Genomic DNA, 17,205 nt, shown 5'->3' with positions numbered 1-17,205 from the left:
CCGATGCGCATCGTCCTGGCTTCCGGCAATGCCGGCAAAGTGATCGAACTGGAACAGCTATTGGCCGGCAGCGACGTGGAACTCGTGGCGCAGAGCTCGCTCGGGGTCGACGATGCCGACGAGACCGGCCTCACCTTTATCGAGAACGCCCTCATCAAGGCTCGCCACGCGGCCCGCGCCACCGGCCTGCCCGCGCTGGCCGACGACTCCGGCATCTGCGTCGATGCGTTGAACGGCGCACCGGGGCTGTATGCCGCACGCTATGCGGGAACCCACGGCGACAGCGCCGCGAACAATGCCAAGCTCCTGCGCGAACTCGGCGGCGTGCCGCCGGAACGGCGCAGCGCCTATTTCATCGCCGTGCTCGTCCTGCTGCGCCATGCGGACGATCCCGCACCGCTGATCGCCGAGGGCCGCTGGCACGGGCGCATCCTGGAAGCACCGCGCGGCGACGGTGGCTTCGGCTACGACCCGCTGTTCCTCCCCGATGGCCACGACGTTTCCGCCGCGGAACTGGAACCGGCGCGGAAGAACCGCCTGAGCCATCGGGGCCAGGCCCTGGCGTTGCTCAAGGCGCGTTTCGCCGAACTGGCATGAACCTGCTCCCACCGCCGCTCTCGCTGTACGTGCACATGCCGTGGTGCGTGCGGAAATGCCCGTACTGCGACTTCAACTCGCATGGCGTACGCGGCACGCCCGCCTATGCGGATTATGTGGATGCCCTGTTGGCCGACCTCGACGCGGACCTGCGCGATTTCGGCACGGCTCTCGACGGACGCCCCATCGCCACCGTGTTCTTCGGCGGCGGCACGCCCAGCCTGTTCGCCCCGGAACTGGTCGGCCGGTTCCTCGATGGCGCACGCGAGCGCCTGGCGTTCGCCCCCGATGCGGAAGTCACCCTGGAGACCAATCCCGGCACCGTGGAACACGGACGCTTCGATGGCTACCTCGCGGCAGGCGTGAATCGCATCTCGTTCGGCGTGCAAAGTTTCGACAACGACAAGCTGCGCCGCCTGGGCCGTATCCACTCGGCCGGCGAAGCCGCGGACGCGGTTCGCCAGGCGCAGGATGCCGGCATCGACAACATCAACATCGACCTGATGTACGCCCTGCCCGAACAGACCCTGGCCGGAGCGCTCGACGACGTCGAACGCGCCCTCGCGCTGGGGCCGACCCACGTCTCGCACTATCAGCTCACCCTGGAACCGAACACCGCCTTCGCCGCCAACCCGCCGCCCCTGCCCGACGACGATGCCGCGTGGGCGATCCAGGAAGCCTGCGAAGCACGGCTCGGTGAAGCGGGATACGGCCAGTACGAGGTCTCGGCGTATGCGTTGCCCGGGCGGCGCGGCGCGCACAACCTGAACTACTGGCGTTTCGGCGATTATCTGGGCATCGGCGCGGGCGCCCACGGGAAGATCAGCGATGCGAACGGGGTGCGCCGGCGCTGGAAAACCCGCCTGCCCGCCGCCTACCTCGCCAGCGCCGGCCAGCCCGCCCGCATCGGCGGGGATAACCTCGTCGCCCTCGACGACCTGCCGTTCGAATACATGCTCAATGCCTTGCGGCTGGTCGACGGCGTCCCGATGGGGGATTTCACCGAACGGACCGGCCTGTCGCACGCCGTCATAGCGCCCGCCATGGCGGCCTGCGTGGCGAAGGGCTGGCTGGTCCAGGATGCCGCGACGCTGAAGACCACCGCGCTGGGCCAGCGCTTCCTGAACGACGTGATCGAAGCGTTCATGGCCTGACCGGCCCACCGCCTATTCCAATCGCCCTAAGCCATAAGCGGGCCGCCGGCGCGCTGGCGCCTGCATGGGATGGACACCTAAACTCACAGGCAAGGTCGGGGAGGACCTCTTCGAATGAATGCAGGTACGCAACCGCCGTACGGCCGGACGGGACCGCATCCCGTCGCCCTGTCGCCGCGTGCGGAACGCGAAGCGCAGCAGGGGCTGTCGCTGTGCCTGACCTGGCTGGACATGCCCCTGCGCGACTCGCTGCGCGATTTCGACCAGCGCCTGTTCGCCGCCGCGGAAAGCAGCCGCAACCATCTCGAACAACAGGCCTGCTTCGAAAGCCGGAACATCGTCGAGCGCGACGGCCCCGGCTTCCGCAACCGGTTCGCGGCCCATCTATCGGAGCGCTTCCGCCGGCTCGGCGACATGAGCGAACAGAAGGCCTCCACCGCCGCCGAACACCTGACGCTCAGCCTGGTCGATCCCGAGGAGCAGGAACAGGCCGACGCACTGGCGAGCATGGCGGCGCGCGGCGAGGCGCGCAGCGCCAGCAGCCTGTTCGAACTCGGCTACCGGCTCGCGGTATTGGCCGGCACGCCTCCACTGGAAGGCGAAGCACTGCCCGCCGGCCCCCGCGCGCTCATCGCCGCGCTGAAGGACGCCATCACGCCGATGCCCTTGTCGACCGCGCACAGGCTGCTCCTGTTCCACGCGGTGGACGCGCGCGTGCTCGGCCACGGCGAGGCCTTCTACGGCGCGCTCAACGAACATTTCCGCACGCGCGGCATCTTGCCGGGCTTCCGCGTCTATCCGAACGTGCGTGTCGCCCCGGCGCCCGCCATCGAGCGTCGTGCGAACGCCGCCGAGCCGGCCACGGGCGGCGCACCGGCCGAGGCGAGCACCGCCACGCTCGTCGAAGGCCACATCGGTGTACTGGAGGGCCTGCGCAGCCTGCTCGCCCGGCGCGTGGAGACCGGACGAGGCGCAGGTTTCGCACCGGGCCGGCTGGCCTCGGACGACGAGTTGCAGACCGCCCTGCTCGCCTTGCAAGGGCATGTCGTCGATGTCACCGACGCGGCGCAACGCGAAATCCGCAGCGCGCAGGCGCTGCGCGATGAATTGATCCATCAGTTGAACCGCGCCCGCCCGGCCGGTTCACCGGCCGCCGAACTCACCATCGAGCAAGGCGATACCGTCGAGCTCACCGCGCGCCTGTTCCAGAGCCTGGGCCAGCAGCTCGGCACGGCAAGCCCGGGTCGTGCCGTCCTTGGCGGACTGCAGTGGCCGATGCTGCGCGCGGCGGTGAACGATCGCGGTTTCTTCGACCGCCCCGAGCACCCTGCCCGCCAGTTGCTCGATACCGTGAGCGAGGCGGCGCACCACTGGCTCGACCCCGCCGAGGGCGAACCGGATGCGGCCCTGGTCGACCGCCTCGAGCGACTGGTCGTGGAAGCCAGCCATGCCCAGGTGATCGATCCTGCATGGCGGTCCGATATCGAACAGCAGATCGCCCTGTTGTCGCGCAAGGCGCATGTCGCCGAGCGGCGCCAGATCGAAGCCATGGAAGGACGCGACCGGCTCGAACGGGCGCGCCAGCGCGCCACCGACATCATGGCCGAACGCATGGTTCGTGGCGCCGCACCCCGGGGCGTATTGCGCATCCTGCTCGAACGCACGTGGGCCGACGTGCTCGCCCTGCACATCCTGCGTGGCGGCGAGAACGGCGAGGCCTTCCTCTATTGCCTGGGCGTCACCGATCAGTTGCTCGGCCGGCGCGCCATCGCCGACGCGCGCAAGCTGCGCCAGGACGTGGAGCGTGGGCTGGAACACCTGGGCATGCATCCCTCCGAAGCCGCCCAGGTCGCGGCCGGCCTGTTCGACGGCCCCGCGCGGCACGGCGACGATGGCCTGACACCCACGGATGTCGCCGTGCGGCTCAAGCAGCGTCCACGCCTGGGCGAAGGCACCGCGCACGGCGAACCCGTGGGTCCCGTGCAGCCGACCCCGCTCGATCCCGCCGCGCGCGCCGTGTACGACGGCTTCGCCAGCCTGCGCTTCGGCACCTGGTTCGAGTTCGTCCAGGCCGACGGGAGCATCGTCCTGCGCAAGCTCGCGTGGTTCTCCCCGACCACCGGCCGCTGCCTCTTCGTGAACCAGCGTGGCGGCCGCAGCGAGGACATGGATCTCACCCGCCTCGCCCGGCTGGTCGCCAAAGGCGAAGCGCGCGAATGGAAGGAACAGAAGATGTCCATCGTCGACCGCGCATGGCAGGCGGTGGCGCGTAACCTCCGCCGCGAAGGCGCCGGCGATACACGCCTGGCGGGCCGCGCATGAAATCCGAATTCGAACAACGCCGCGCGCCGCGCAAGCGGGCCAGTTCGCCGATGCCGGTGATCGACATCATGAGCGAAGGCGTGGTCGGTCAACTGGGCAATCTCTCGGCCACCGGCCTGATGCTGCTCGTCGGCAACGCGCCGCGCAGTGGCGTGGTTCAACAGGTGGCCTTCACGCTTCCCGATGCCCAACACCGGGAACACAGGGTCGAAATCGGCATCCAGGAGCAGTGGCACGAACCGGCCGCGTCGGCGGGACAATACTGGGCCGGATACCGTATCGTCGCGGCGAGTGAAGACGACGTGCGTGCCATCGACGAATGGATCGGACCACCCGCGGACTGAACGGAAGCCTCTGGCCATGCTTTACGACGCCCCACATGGAGGACCACCATCGCTTCTCATGAGCGATGCCACCACCATCCTGGTCGACACCGACCTCGAGCGAGACGACGCCGCGGCGGCCGCCACCGACCTGTATCTGCACCTCGTCGGGGACGGCACCATTTCGCCCCTGCCCATCGGCGATGAGGAAACACGCTTCCGCGTGCTCGACGAGCGCCTCGTGGCGGATACCGGCATCCGGGCCATCGGCCTGCATGCCAGCGGACACCGCTGGCGCGAGGACGGCAACGGCGGCGCACGCCTGGTGGACGGCGGCCGTGAGAACGGGATCTTCTGCCGCTACGACGGCAGCTTCGTCATCCGCTGTCCCGAATGCCGGGAGACGCTGGCACCTGGCGACGAGGGCAGCGAAGCCCTGGAGGAAGCACTCGCGGTGTGGTGCGACGCACCCGATTCCGCCTATGTGGCCTGTCCCTCCTGCGCCACATGGACGTCCCTGCACCTCTGGCGGTCGCCCGCCAACGATTTCGCCGTGGGCCACTTCGCCATCACCTTGTACGGTGCCCACCTCAAGGGTCTCACCCGTGACGGCGACGAACACGCCGCCACCGCGTTGCGACAGCGCCTGGGCGATATCGCAGGCGACTACACCGTGGTGTTCGCGAAGGCCTGAAGGCGTTCCGGGGTTGGCGATGGGCCGGCGGAAGCGCACCATTGCGGTTTGCCCCACGCTCCGGAGAGTCCCCGATGAACGACGCGCTGGCCGCGCTTTACCCGCAGCACCTCGCCACCTTGCGCGAGCGCACCGACACCGCGTTGGCGCGCGGCGGTTTCGACCACCTGGTGGTACCGGCCGGCCGCCCGATCACCAAGTTCCTGGACGACCAGGATTACCCGTTCGTCACGAACCCGCATTTCAAGCACTGGCTGCCGCTGACCGACACGCCCGGAAGCTGGCTGGTCTACACGCCGGGCGAGAAGCCGAAACTCGTTTTCCTCCAGCCACGCGATTACTGGCACGTGGTTCCCGAGGCACCCTCCGGCTACTGGGTCGACCATTTCGACATCGTCGTGGTGCGCAAGCCCGCCGACGCCATCGCCGAACTTCCGGCCACCCTCTCGCGTTGCGCCATCATCGGTGACCAGTTCTGCAACCTGCAGGACGTATGCGCCAACAACCCGGCCACGGTGATCGACCACCTGCACTACCACCGTGCGTACAAGACGCCGTACGAACTCGAACTGATGCGCGAAGCCAGCCGGCGCGGCACGCGCGGCCATCGCGCCGCCGAGCGAGCCTTCCGTGACGGCGAAAGCGAATTGGGCATCCACCTCGCCTACCTCACCGCCGTGGGCCAGATCGACGCCGAGTTGCCTTACGCCAGCATCGTCGGCCTCAACGAGCACGGCGCGGTGCTGCACTACACGAACTTCGACCGCATCGCGCCCGCGGAAAGCCGTTCGTTCCTGATCGACGCGGGCGCCAGCGCGGCGGGCTACGCAAGCGATATCACGCGCACGTACGCAAGCGCGCACGCAGGCGAATTCCAGGCCCTGATCGATTCGGTGGATGCCGCCGAACAATCGTTCGTGGCGAAGGTACGCGCGGGCCAGAGCTACCCCGAACTGCATGTGCATGCCCATCACGTGCTGGCTGGCGTGCTGCGCGAACACGGCTTCATCCGCATGAGTGCGGAAAGCGCCGTCGAGTCGGGTGTCTCCGCCGCGTTCTTCCCGCACGGCCTCGGCCATGGCATCGGCTTGCAGGTGCACGAAGTGGCGGGGTTCCAGGCCTCCGAGACGGGCGGAACGATCGCCAAGCCGGAGGGGCATCCGTACCTGCGTCTGACGCGCAAGCTCGAACCCGGCATGGTGGTGACGATCGAACCCGGCCTCTACTTCATCGACATGCTGCTGGCCGAACTCAAGAACAAGCCGTTCGCATCGGACATCGACTGGGCGAAGGTGGAAGCGTTCCGCAAGTACGGTGGCATCCGGATCGAAGACGACGTGGTCTGCACCGCGGATGCACCGGAGAACCTGACCCGCGACGCCTTCGCGCTTCAGACCCTGAGGTAGATGCCGCGTCGATCCATCCAACGCACCGCCAGCCACCACACGGCGACGAAGGCGACACCCCAGGCGGCGGAGGGCACGTACGGCCCGAACAGGGGTGTCATCCACGCGGCGAAGGCGTGGCGGTACAACGGAGCGGTCACGCCTAGCGCGATCAGCAGGTAGACCATCAGGCCGGAGCCGGCATACGCGGCGATGGCGTTGAGCCCGAACGCGCGGCCTGGCAAACGCCAGCCGCGCCGGTCGACCGCTTCGTGGACGAATGCCAACAAGGCGAACGACCAGCCGCCGGTCCAGAGGACGTAGCTGGGCGTCCACAGGTTCTTGTTAAACGGCCATAGCCACTGCGCCAACCATCCCAGGGCAAGGCACGCAACCGCCGCCACCGCCAGCTTCTTTGTATCGCCCGCACGTAACCATGCCCCGGCACGCATGCCGAGCAAGGTCGTCGCCAGGGATGGCAGCGTGGCAAGAAGACCCTCCGGGTCGTGCCCGCGACCCGTGGCAGGGTCGGTCGCATAGACGAATGGGCCGAATATCGCCGAGTCCATCCGGCTGGCAAGGTTCGTCCACGGCTCCATGCCGCCGGCCAGCAGCACCACCCCATAAACGGCAAGAAGCGCGACGAACAGGACGTCCCGTGTGCGCGGCCGCGTGTCCACGGCAAGCAGGGCCGCTGCCGCGAAGCAGATGCCGATCCGTTGCAGCACGCCCGGCAAGCGCAGGTGCGCCTCGGGAATCGCGAGCCAGGCGACGAGGTTCAGCAACAGGCCCAGCCCGACGATGCGCAGCGCGCGGCGCACGGCCGCGTGCCGAATCGGCGCCCTGGCCGCGCCGGCGTCGATCCGCGGCACGATGGCCAGCGACACCGACACTCCCACGATGAAGAGGAACAGCGGGAAAACGAGGTCGGTCGGCGTACAGCCGTTCCACTCGGCGTGTTCCAGGGGCCACCATACATGGCCCCAGTCGCCGGGATCGTTGACCAGCAGCATGGCCGCCACGGTCATCCCCCGCAGCACGTCCACTGAGGCGTAACGCACTTTACTCTCGGTCATGGAGGGATATGCTGCGGCAAAAGGGGAAGGTGGAAGGATACGCGGTCAGCCGGTTGCGACAATCGGCCATCGGCCGCGCGGGGCGTGCCCGGCTTACGATGCCGTGCAGATGTTCGCAGGAACGAGGGAGTCGCACCGATGGTCGTCGACAGTCCACCCAGGCGCCGCCGATGGCGTGACAAGCCACTGCGAAAGCTCGTCCTCGAGCTTTCCGTGATCGTCGTCGCCAAGCTCGCCGTGCTCATGCTCATCTGGTACGTGGCCATCCGGCCGTTGCCCCGCGCGGACGTCTCGCCCGCCGGTATCGGCCGGGTGCTCGCGCCCGCTTCCGCCTCCACCCAGGGAATCAAGCCATGATCGTCGACCCCGATGTCGTCGGCCTGTCGCGCCTGCAATTCGCATTGACGGCGCTCTACCACTTCCTCTTCGTTCCCCTCACGCTGGGCCTCGCCTTCATGCTCGCCATCATGGAAAGCGTGTACGTGATGACGCGGCGCGAGATATGGAAGCGCATGACCCAGTTCTGGGGCGTGCTGTTCGGCATCAATTTCGCCATGGGCGTCGCCACGGGCGTCACCATGGAGTTCCAGTTCGGCACCAACTGGGCGTACTACTCGCACTACGTGGGCGACATCTTCGGCGCGCCGCTGGCGATCGAAGGCATGATGGCCTTCTTCCTCGAAGGCACCCTGGTCGGCCTGTTCTTCTTCGGCTGGGATCGCATCTCGCCGGTCAAGCACATGCTGGTGACCTGGTTTCTCGCGCTGGCCACCAGCCTCTCGGCGCTGTGGATTCTCATCGCCAACGCCTGGATGCAGAACCCGGTGGGCGCGGCGTTCAATGCGCAGACGATGCGCATGGAAGTCACCTCGTTCAACGAGGTGATCTTCAACCCCGTGGCGCAATCCAAGTTCGTCCACACCGTGAGCGCCGGCTACACGATGGGCGCGATGTTCGTGCTCTCGATCAGCGCCTGGTACCTGCTGCGCGGACGCAACATCGAGTTCGCCAAGCGCTCGATGACGGTCGCCGCGAGCTTCGGCCTCGCCGCGTCGCTGTCGGTGGTCGTCCTGGGTGACGAATCCGGATACACCGTGTCCGAGAACCAGAAGATGAAGATGGCGGCCATCGAGGCCATGTGGGAAACGGAGCCGGCGCCGGCCTCCTTCACGCTGTTCGGCCTGCCCGACGTCAAGACGCACGAGACGCATGCGGCCATCCGTATTCCCTGGGTGATGGGCCTGATGGGTACCCGGTCCCTGGACGAACCGATCATCGGCATCGCGAGCCTGGTGGACGATGCGAAGCTGCGCATCGCCGACGGCATCAAGGCCTATGACGCGATGCTCGTCCTGCGTGAGAACAAGGACGATGCGCAGGCCCGCGCGATCCTCGCCGCGCACGACAAAGACATGGGTTACGCCCTGCTGCTCAAGCGCTTCATCGACGATCCGCGCAAGGCCACGCCGGCGGATATCCAGAAGGCCGCCGACAGCACGATCCCGAACGTTCCCGTGCTGTTCTGGTCGTTCCGCATCATGGTGGCCTGCGGCCTGTATTTCATCGCGTTGTTCGCCTATGCGTTCTGGCGCGCGAGCAAGCGCCGCCTCGACGGACGCGGCTTTCTTCGCGCTGCATTGTGGAGCCTTCCGCTGCCATGGGTCGCGGCGGAGCTGGGCTGGATCGTCGCGGAATACGGCCGCCAGCCCTGGGCGATCGAAGGCGTGCTGCCGACGGCGCTGGGCGCATCGTCGCTCACCGCGGGACAGGTCTGGATCTCACTCGGCGGTTTCGTCCTCTTCTACACCGCGCTCGCCGTCATCGATGGCTACCTGATGGTGAAGTTCGCCCGCAAGGGACCCGACGGGCTCGGCATGTGGCCGAAGCAGCCGGACTCCATCCCCGTTACCGCGCAGACGGCCTGAAGGAGAACCTCATGTTCGACTACGACACCCTGCGTATCATCTGGTGGGCGCTCATCGGCGTCCTCCTGATCGGTTTCGCGATCATGGACGGCTTCGACTTCGGCGTGGCGGCACTGTTGCGCGTGCTCGGCAAGGACGAGCACGAGCGCAACGTACTGCTGGAAACCATCGAGCCCACCTGGGAAGGCAACCAGGTGTGGTTCATCCTCGGCGGCGGTGCGGTGTTCGCCGCGTGGCCGCTGCTGTATGCGGCATCGTTCTCGGGCCTGTATGTGGCGATGTTCGTGCTGCTCGTGGCCTTCATCATCCGGCCGGTGGGGTTCAACTTCCGCGAGAAGATGCCCGATCCCCGATGGAAGGCCGTATGGGACTACTGCCTGATCGCCTCCGGCGTGATCGTGATGCTGGTGTGCGGCGTGGCCTTCGGCAATCTCTTCCTGGGGCTGCCCTTCCGCTACGACGGCGACCTGCGCATGTCCTGGGAAGGTGGCTTCTTCGGCCTCTTCCGTCCGTTCGCGCTGCTTTCAGGGCTGGTCAGCCTCAGCATGTTGCTGGCGCACGGCGCGAGCTGGGCGGCGATGAAGGCCGACCATGTCATCGCGGAACGTGCGGCGAAGATCGCGCGCATCGCCTCGCTCGTTTACCTCGTCCTGTTCGTGCTGGCCGGCGTGTGGCTCGCCTACGGCATTCCCGGTTACGCGATCTCCGGACCGGTAGTGGCGGGCGGGTTGTCCAATCCGCTGGCGAAACAGGTGGCGGTGGGCGCGTCGTGGTTCACCGGGTACATGACCCATCCCGCGTTCTGGGCGGCCCCGGTACTCGCCTTCGCCGGTGCGCTCGGCGTGCAGTTGTTCGTCGGGCGGCGCGGCTTTGGCGGCTTCTTCTCCAGTTGCCTGGCCGTCGCCGGCACGATCCTTTCGGCCGGGCTCGCGCTGTTCCCCTTCCTGATGCCGTCGTCGCTGGACCCCGCGTCGAGCCTTACCGTGTGGGACGCGTCGTCCAGTCGCGGCACCTTGCTCATCATGCTCGGCGTCACCGTGGTGTTCATCCCGCTCATCCTGCTCTACACGGGCTGGGTATATCGCGTGATGCGCGGCCGCGTCACCCTCGAACACGTGCGCAAGTCGCACAACCTGTACTGAAGGAGCAACGCCATGTGGTATTTCGCCTGGATTCTCGGCCTGGGGCTGGCCTGCACCTTCGGCATCCTCAATGCGGTGTGGTTCGAGGTGCATTCGGACGACGAGGCGAGCCGTGCGCACGAGCCGGTGTCGAAGCGCGAGGGGACTTGAAGTAGAGCATCCCTCAGCCCTGGTGGGAGCCGCTTCAGCGGCGATGGGTGCTTGCCTCGACCTGGCCCGCTGCCGCGGGATCGCCGCTGAAGCGGCTCCCACAAGTCTGCTGGCTCCCACAGGCTCGGTTCAGCGCTCCAGGGCCTCGGGCGACTTCGGTACCATGGCCGTCATCACCTCCGGGGCGCCCTTGGTCACCGCCACGTCGTCTTCGATCCGGATGCCGATGCCGCGCCAGCGCTCGTCCACGCGCTTATCGTCCAGCGGTACATAGATCCCCGGTTCCACGGTGACGACCATGCCCTCTTCGAGGACGCGCGGTTCGCCGTCGATGCGGTAATCGCCCACGTCGTGGACATCGAGGCCGAGCCAGTGGCCCGTCTTGCTGGGAAAATAGGTCTTGTAGCTGCCTTCGGCGATGATCCGGTCGGCGCCGCCGCGTAGGATGCCCACCGCGCAGAGGCCTTCCGCGATGACGCGCACGGCGGCGTCGTGGGCATCGCCGAACGAGCGGCCGGGGCGTACCGCGTCGATCGCCGCCAACTGGGCCTGGAGCACGATGTCGTAGAGCGCGCGCTGTTCCTTGTTGAACCGCCCGCCGACCGGAAAGGTCCGGGTGATGTCGGAGGCGTAGCAGTCCACCTCCGCACCCGCGTCGACCAGAAGCAGGTCGCCGTCCTTCAAGGTGGCGCGGTTCGCCTGGTAATGCATGATGCAGGCGTTGGCGCCGCCGGCGACGGTGGGTGGAAAAGCGGGCACCGCGCCACGGCTGCGGATGGTGCGGAGGATCTCGCCCTCCACCTCGTACTCGGCCACGCCGGGCCGGGCGATGGCCATCGCGGCCAGGTGAGCCGCACCAGCCACCTCGCCGGAACGGCGCATGAGGGCCAGTTCGTCACGTGACTTGAACAGGCGCAGGTCGTGCAGCAAATGACCCAGGGCCACCAGGTCCTTGGGTACGACGCCGCCACCCCGGGCCGTGCGCAAGCGGCGCATCCAGCCGAGCAGGCGGGCGTCGAAGTCGGGTTCCTGGCCGAAATGGCAGTACACGCGCGCCCGGCCCTCGATCATGCCCGGGAGGATGTCGTCGATATCGTCGATCGGGAAGGCGTCGTCCAGGCGCAATTCGCGCGCGGCGCGGTCGGTGCCCATGCGCTCGCCGTCCCAGCGTTCGCGGTCGGCGTCGCGCTCGCGGCAGAACAGCACGCTTTCACCGTGGGCGCGGCCCGGGAGCAAGGCCAGTACGGCCTCCGGCTCGTCGAACCCGGTGAGGTAGTGGAAATCGGAATCCTGCCGGTAAGGCCACGGCGCGTCGGCATTGCGCATGCGCTCCGGGGCCGCGGCGAGGATCAGCACCGCGTCCTCGCCAGCCATGCGCATCAGCTCCCGGCGGCGCCGGGCGTACTCGGCCGCGGCGATCAATGCAGGGTGTCGTTGGCCGGTCGGGACGCGCGGCTCAGCTCGGCGTGCAACAGCATGGCACCGGCACGGACGAATTCCTCGAGTTCGATCAGGCTCTCGTCGTTGATGTCGTCATCCGCATCGAACTCGAAATCCGCCGTGGCGATGCCGGCCATGTCCTGCAGGACTTCCTTCGCATCGTCGCTCATGCCCCGGTTGACCTCCACCGAACCGCCCAGGCCGAAGCCGCCGAGGAAACCCTCGACCCATTCGCTGAGGCCCTCGGCGCGTTCCGGGATCGGCGCGTCGTCGTCGGGCAGCCAGGGCGAGAAAGTCAGCTCGGGGTCGGCCAGCCATTCCTCGGTCTGATGCCGCAGGCGGGTGAGCATGGCCATTTCCTTGTCGCTCGGCTCCGGGTCGGGCTCGAGTTGCAGGGCCCCCAGCACGGAGCCGTGCGGGAAGTGCCCACCGGCGCTGAGATAACCCACCAGGGCACCATGGAATTCACTGACCGAGACGGACAGCTTGCAGCGGGCGATGAGCTCGGCGATCTCTTCCGGATCGACGGTCTGGTTGGCCGACATGACGGCTACTCCTGGATACGCGAAACTGAAGTCTAATGCAGGCGACTTCACGCCGCTGGCGCCTTCGCCTTCACGGGCCGCCCACAAGGCCCGACATCCTGTTATATAGTCCGCGCATGACGAACCCGGATGCCTTCAAGACCGAACTGGAAGCCCTGAGCGCGACGCTCGACCGGCTCGTCGATACCGTCCGCCGGCTGACCGAGGAAAACCGCAGCCTGCGGCATAGCCAGGAACAGCTGGCGAACGAACGTGCAGGGCTGATGGCGCGCAACGAACAGGCGCGCAGCCGTGTGGAAGCGATGATCCAGCGCCTGAAGGCGCTCGAGAACACGGGCTGATACCTCTCATGAATGCCACCGCCAGCGAACCGGTATCCCTGCGCCTGCTCGACCGCGAGTTCCATATCGCGTGCGCCCCGGAAGAACGCCCCGGGCTGATCGCCGCCGCCCAGTTCCTCGACGGCAAGATGCGCGAGCTGAAGTCGAACGCGAAGGCTCCCGGATTCGACCGGGTCGCCGTCCTGGCGGCCGTGAGCATCGCTCACGAGCTCCTCACGCTGCGCAAGGAGCACGACTCGCAGGAACAGGTGCTGACCGACGGACTGGCCTCCCTGCGAAGAAAGCTTGATGGTCTGCTCGACGCATCGGTAAAATAGCGACGGGCGTTCCCTGCGGTGTTCGCCAGCGCACTTTACATTTGCCTTGTTCCTACATACGACCCCGGGTCGGCTTTTCGCGACTGTTGTGCATGTCCGCCTCGTACGGAAAGCCTTGAAGTTGCGTAGCCCTCCCACCTGATCCTTTGGATCAAGGTCGTTTGGTGCGCAGCGGCATCGCGGAGAACGCCTCCTTATTTCCCCGGCCGGCCGGTTCCAGACCGGTCAGCGTCCCCTCCGCGGCACCGGAGGGGGCGGCTCGACGGCAACCTTGCCTGTGCCGTTCGGCTGAACGACCCATGTCAAAGCTACCCGAGAGACGTGAACTGCGAGCCGACCTCGTGCAGCGCCGCCGCCAGCTGAAGCCGGCGGAGCGCGTCGCCGCGGCACAGGGACTGCGCCAGTCCCTGGAGCAGTTGCCCGAATTCCTCACCGACGAGCACGTGGCCGGCTACTGGGCCACGGGCGGCGAACTGCCGCTCAACCTCGCCATCGCGCCCATGGCCGAACGCGGCCAGACCTTCTACCTGCCCATCGTCACCAAGTCGGGCGGCAAGCGCCGGCTCACGTTCGCGCCCTGGACCACCGGCGAGGACGTCGAGGCCAACGAAATGGGCATTCCCGAGCCGAAGGCCGCCGAACGCATCATCGAGGCGAGCAAGCTCGACCTCGTATTGGTGCCGCTGCTGGGCTTCGACCGGCGTGGCAACCGCCTCGGCTTCGGCGGTGGCTATTACGACCGCAGCTTCGAATTCCTCCGCGGGCAGCCCCGTCCGGCACGGCCCTTGCTGGTCGGCGTCGGCTACGCCTTCCAGGAACTGGACGCGATCGAAACCGCCGAGTGGGACATCTCGCTCGACTACATCGCGACCGACAAGGAACTGATCGACTGCACGGGCGCCGACGCATGAAATACTGGCTCATGAAGTCCGAGCCGGACACCTTCTCCATCGACGATCTCAAGCGCAAAGGCACCGAACCCTGGGACGGCGTGCGCAACTACCAGGCGCGCAATTTCATGCGCGACGGCATGAAGGTCGGCGACAAGGTCTTTTTCTACCATTCCAACACGGATGTCCCTGGCATCGTCGGTATCGCCACGGTGGCCTCGCCCGCCTATCCGGACGAGAGCCAGTTCAACCCCAAGTCGAAGTACTACGACGAGAAGAGCAAGCGCGAGGAACCGCGTTGGGTGCTGATCGACGTGAAGTTCGAGCGCAAACTCGCACGCACGATCTCGCTGGAGGAACTGAAGGGATACGACGAACTCGTCGACATGCCGCTCGTGCGAAAGGGTAACCGCCTGTCGGTGATGCCCGTGGCCAAGGGCGATTGGGACTTCATCCTGAAACTGGAAAAGTCATGAGCCAGGACAACGAGAAACGCCTTGCCGCCGAAACCGCCGCCTTCCGCTTCGTCGGCGATGGTGTCTTCAAGGACGGGATCATCGGCGTGGGTACCGGTTCCACGGTGAATTTCTTCATCGACGAGCTCTCGCAGTACCGCGACCGCATCAAGGCGGCCGTATCCAGCTCGGAAGCCTCCAGCGCACGCTTGCGCAAGCTCGGCATCGACGTGATCGATCTCAACGCCGCCGGCCGGCTCGACCTCTACGTCGACGGCGCCGACGAATGTGACCCGCACAAGCGCCTGATCAAGGGCGGCGGCGCGGCACTCACCCGCGAGAAGATCGTCGCCGCCGCGTCGGACACCTTCGTCTGCATCGTGGATGCGAGCAAGCTGGTCGACGTGCTCGGCAAGTTCCCGCTGCCGATCGAAGTGATCCCCATGGCGCGCAGCCACGTGGCACGCGAGATCGTCGCCCGCGGCGGCAATCCGGTATGGCGCGACGGCGTGGTAACCGACAACGGCAACTGGATCATCGACGTGCACGGCTGGCGGATCACCAACCCGGTGGAACTGGAAGCCGATCTCAGCCAGATCGTCGGCGTGGTCACGGTGGGCTTGTTCGCCAAGCGCCCGGCCGATGTCGTCATCGTCGGCAATCGCACGCTCTGAGACGCGCACCCGCCAGTCTCTGACGACGCCTCCTGTGGGAGCCGCTTCAGCGGCGACGGCTTCGCCAGGGGCCTCCCAACACAGGTACCCTCTCGCTCCATGACGCTTGAAACCATCCTCCTGATCGCCCTGCTGGCCGTCGCGCTGGCGTGCCTGGGCCTGCTGATCGCCCTGCTTTCCCGCGGCAGGCAGGACGATGGCAGCGCGCTTCGCCTCGATGCGCTGCGCGAGGACAACCGCCGGCTGGAAGGCGTCATCCGCGAAGAACAGCGCGCGGGCCGAGGGGAACTGGGCGAAAGTTTCGGGCAATTCCGCGGCCACGTGCAGGAACAACTGCAGATCGCCGCCGACCGCCAGCATGAGCGCATCGAAGGCTTCGGCCGCCGCCTGGACCAGCTCACCGAGCGCACCGACATTGGCCTGCAATCGCTGCGCCAGGGGTTGGCCGACGATTCGCGCAAGACCCGTGAGGAATCCGCGCTGACGTTGAAGCATTTCGGCGAGGTGCTCGACCAGCGTTTCGCCGCGCTCACCGCCGAGAACGAAAAGCGCCTCGGCGATGTCCGCGCCACCCTGGAAACACGGCTGGCCGCGATCCAGCAGGACAACGCCGCCAAGCTCGAACAGATGCGCGCCACCGTGGACGAGAAACTCCAGTCCACCCTGGAGACACGGCTGGGCCAGTCGTTCCAGCTGGTGTCGGAGCGGCTGGAGGCCGTGCAACGCGGACTGGGCGAAATGCAGGCGCTCGCCGCCGGCGTGGGCGACCTGAAGCGCGTGCTGACCAACGTGAAAACCCGCGGCACGTTCGGCGAAGTACAACTGGGCGCCTTGCTCGAACAGATCCTCGTGGCCGAACAGTACGCGTCCAACGTGGCCACCGTGCCCGGTTCGAGCGAGCGCGTGGAATACGCCATCCGCCTGCCCGGCACCGAGGAAGGCACGCCGGTCTGGCTGCCGATCGACGCGAAGTACCCCGTGGAGGACTACCAGCGCCTGCTCGACGCCCAGGACGCGGCCGATGCCGAAGGCGCCCTGTTGGCGGGCAAGGCGCTCGAACTGCGCGTCCGGGAAGAAGCCAAGCGCATTCGCAGCAAGTACATCGCGCCGCCGCACACCACCGACTTCGCGATTCTCTTCCTGCCCACCGAAGGCCTCTACGCCGAAGTGATCCGCCGCCCCGGGCTTTCCGAGCAATTGCAGCGGGAGTGCCGCGTCACGGTGGCGGGTCCGACGACGCTCACCGCCCTGCTCAACAGCCTGCAAATGGGCTTCCGCACCCTGGCGATCGAAAAGCGCTCGTCCGAGGTCTGGCACGTGCTGGCGGCGGTGAAGAACGAGTTCGGCAAGTTCGCCACGGTGCTGGAGAAGACCCGTAAGCAACTGGACACGGTACGAAACAGCATCGACAGCGCCGGCATTCGCACCCGCGCCATCGAACGCAAGCTGCGCGGCGTGGAATCGCTGGGCGCGGACGAATCGCAAGTCCTGCTCGAACTGGCGCCCGGCCTGGATGACGCCGAGGCCGAGGCCGACACCACCCCCACTCCCCCGCCCGAAGACCAATAACCCGGTGGGAGCCGTTCCTGTGGGAAGCCGCTTCAGCGGCGATGGGTGCTTGCCTCAACCTGGCCCGCTGCCGCGGGATCGCCGGCAGAGCCGGCTCCCACAAGGTTTTGGCAAAGTCACCTCCCGCGAAGGAGCCGCTCGGGTGGGAAGGCCGCTCCGGTGGGAAGCCGCTTCAGCGGCGATGGGTGCTTGCCTCGATCCGGCCC

General features: G+C 67.1%; 19 protein-coding genes and 1 other RNA gene. 17 read left to right on the top strand and 3 right to left on the bottom strand.

Features of this window, described 5'->3' with window-relative positions:
* The first annotated feature begins 3 nt into the window (after positions 1-3).
* The 6 genes from rdgB (at position 4) to pepQ (ending at position 6,496) form a co-directional block, all read left to right on the top strand.
* The gene (gene rdgB, locus AB6730_RS04785; RefSeq protein WP_371022515.1) at positions 4-597 is read left to right on the top strand and encodes an RdgB/HAM1 family non-canonical purine NTP pyrophosphatase; all 594 of its coding nucleotides are present in this window, start codon (positions 4-6) and stop codon (positions 595-597) included.
* A complete protein-coding gene (gene hemW, locus AB6730_RS04780; RefSeq protein WP_371022514.1) occupies positions 594-1,751 on the top strand; it encodes a radical SAM family heme chaperone HemW in 1,158 nt (385 codons plus the stop codon). Before rdgB ends, hemW begins: the two co-directional genes overlap by 4 nt.
* Before the next feature lie 114 nt (positions 1,752-1,865).
* Positions 1,866-4,073 (top strand): DUF1631 family protein, encoded by a 2,208-nt coding sequence (locus tag AB6730_RS04775; RefSeq protein ID WP_371022513.1) that lies wholly within the window; start codon positions 1,866-1,868, stop codon positions 4,071-4,073.
* Positions 4,070-4,417 (top strand): PilZ domain-containing protein, encoded by a 348-nt coding sequence (locus AB6730_RS04770; protein ID WP_371022512.1) that lies wholly within the window; start codon positions 4,070-4,072, stop codon positions 4,415-4,417. The genes AB6730_RS04775 and AB6730_RS04770 overlap by 4 nt, the downstream gene beginning before the upstream one ends.
* 58 nt (positions 4,418-4,475) lie before the next feature.
* Complete coding sequence (locus AB6730_RS04765) at positions 4,476-5,090, top strand: hypothetical protein (protein WP_371022511.1); 615 nt, start codon at positions 4,476-4,478, stop codon at positions 5,088-5,090.
* Positions 5,091-5,164: 74 nt separating this feature from the next.
* Positions 5,165-6,496 carry a Xaa-Pro dipeptidase gene (gene pepQ, locus AB6730_RS04760; RefSeq protein WP_371022510.1) on the top strand — a complete coding sequence of 444 codons (1,332 nt, stop codon included), beginning with the start codon at positions 5,165-5,167 and terminating at the stop codon, positions 6,494-6,496.
* Here pepQ and AB6730_RS04755 read toward each other — a convergent pair.
* The gene (locus AB6730_RS04755) at positions 6,481-7,551 is read right to left on the bottom strand and encodes an acyltransferase family protein (RefSeq protein WP_371022509.1); all 1,071 of its coding nucleotides are present in this window, start codon (positions 7,549-7,551) and stop codon (positions 6,481-6,483) included. The two genes, pepQ and AB6730_RS04755, sit on opposite strands and share 16 nt — an antisense overlap.
* Before the next feature lie 138 nt (positions 7,552-7,689).
* Here AB6730_RS04755 and cydP point away from each other — a divergent pair, with 138 nt between their 5' ends.
* Genes cydP through cydX form a run of 4 tightly spaced genes read left to right on the top strand, consistent with a single transcriptional unit; the run spans position 7,690 to position 10,768 of the window.
* Positions 7,690-7,908: a cytochrome oxidase putative small subunit CydP gene (cydP, locus tag AB6730_RS04750; RefSeq protein ID WP_371022508.1), complete on the top strand. Its 219-nt coding sequence runs from the start codon at positions 7,690-7,692 to the stop codon at positions 7,906-7,908.
* On the top strand, positions 7,905-9,476 hold the full coding sequence (locus tag AB6730_RS04745) for a cytochrome ubiquinol oxidase subunit I (protein WP_371022507.1): 1,572 nt from the start codon (positions 7,905-7,907) through the stop codon (positions 9,474-9,476). The genes cydP and AB6730_RS04745 overlap by 4 nt, the downstream gene beginning before the upstream one ends.
* A gap of 11 nt (positions 9,477-9,487) precedes the next feature.
* Positions 9,488-10,618, top strand: a complete 1,131-nt coding sequence (gene cydB / locus AB6730_RS04740) for a cytochrome d ubiquinol oxidase subunit II (RefSeq protein ID WP_371022506.1) — start codon at positions 9,488-9,490, stop codon at positions 10,616-10,618.
* Between the two features lie 12 nt (positions 10,619-10,630).
* Positions 10,631-10,768, top strand: coding sequence for a cytochrome bd-I oxidase subunit CydX (cydX, locus tag AB6730_RS04735; protein WP_371022505.1), 138 nt, complete (start codon positions 10,631-10,633; stop codon positions 10,766-10,768).
* Positions 10,769-10,897: 129 nt separating this feature from the next.
* Here the strand turns inward: cydX and AB6730_RS04730 are convergent, their stop codons facing one another.
* Together AB6730_RS04730 and AB6730_RS04725 are read right to left on the bottom strand one after the other, a co-directional pair.
* Positions 10,898-12,190 carry an aminopeptidase P N-terminal domain-containing protein gene (locus tag AB6730_RS04730; protein WP_371022504.1) on the bottom strand — a complete coding sequence of 431 codons (1,293 nt, stop codon included), beginning with the start codon at positions 12,188-12,190 and terminating at the stop codon, positions 10,898-10,900.
* Complete coding sequence (locus AB6730_RS04725; RefSeq protein WP_371022503.1) at positions 12,187-12,753, bottom strand: UPF0149 family protein; 567 nt, start codon at positions 12,751-12,753, stop codon at positions 12,187-12,189. The genes AB6730_RS04730 and AB6730_RS04725 overlap by 4 nt, the downstream gene beginning before the upstream one ends.
* 116 nt (positions 12,754-12,869) lie before the next feature.
* Between AB6730_RS04725 and AB6730_RS04720 the strand changes: the two genes are divergently transcribed.
* The 7 genes from AB6730_RS04720 (at position 12,870) to AB6730_RS04690 (ending at position 16,999) form a co-directional block, all read left to right on the top strand.
* A complete protein-coding gene (locus AB6730_RS04720) occupies positions 12,870-13,094 on the top strand; it encodes a TIGR02449 family protein (RefSeq protein WP_036116258.1) in 225 nt (74 codons plus the stop codon).
* An 8-nt stretch (positions 13,095-13,102) separates the two neighbouring features.
* On the top strand, positions 13,103-13,411 hold the full coding sequence (locus AB6730_RS04715) for a cell division protein ZapA (protein ID WP_371022502.1): 309 nt from the start codon (positions 13,103-13,105) through the stop codon (positions 13,409-13,411).
* A gap of 7 nt (positions 13,412-13,418) precedes the next feature.
* A non-coding RNA gene (ssrS, locus tag AB6730_RS04710) (6S RNA) lies at positions 13,419-13,601 on the top strand.
* A gap of 109 nt (positions 13,602-13,710) precedes the next feature.
* Positions 13,711-14,322, top strand: a complete 612-nt coding sequence (locus AB6730_RS04705) for a 5-formyltetrahydrofolate cyclo-ligase (RefSeq protein WP_371022501.1) — start codon at positions 13,711-13,713, stop codon at positions 14,320-14,322.
* Positions 14,319-14,777 (top strand): EVE domain-containing protein, encoded by a 459-nt coding sequence (locus AB6730_RS04700; RefSeq protein ID WP_371022500.1) that lies wholly within the window; start codon positions 14,319-14,321, stop codon positions 14,775-14,777. The genes AB6730_RS04705 and AB6730_RS04700 overlap by 4 nt, the downstream gene beginning before the upstream one ends.
* Positions 14,774-15,430, top strand: coding sequence for a ribose-5-phosphate isomerase RpiA (rpiA, locus tag AB6730_RS04695; protein WP_371022499.1), 657 nt, complete (start codon positions 14,774-14,776; stop codon positions 15,428-15,430). The genes AB6730_RS04700 and rpiA overlap by 4 nt, the downstream gene beginning before the upstream one ends.
* Before the next feature lie 99 nt (positions 15,431-15,529).
* The gene (locus AB6730_RS04690) at positions 15,530-16,999 is read left to right on the top strand and encodes a DNA recombination protein RmuC (protein WP_371022498.1); all 1,470 of its coding nucleotides are present in this window, start codon (positions 15,530-15,532) and stop codon (positions 16,997-16,999) included.
* The last annotated feature ends 206 nt before the right edge of the window (positions 17,000-17,205 follow it).

Origin of the sequence: Luteibacter sp. RCC_6_2 (assembly GCF_041360655.1) — a bacterium.
GTDB lineage: Bacteria > Pseudomonadota > Gammaproteobacteria > Xanthomonadales > Rhodanobacteraceae > Luteibacter.
This window is presented reverse-complemented; position numbering and strand designations above follow the sequence as displayed.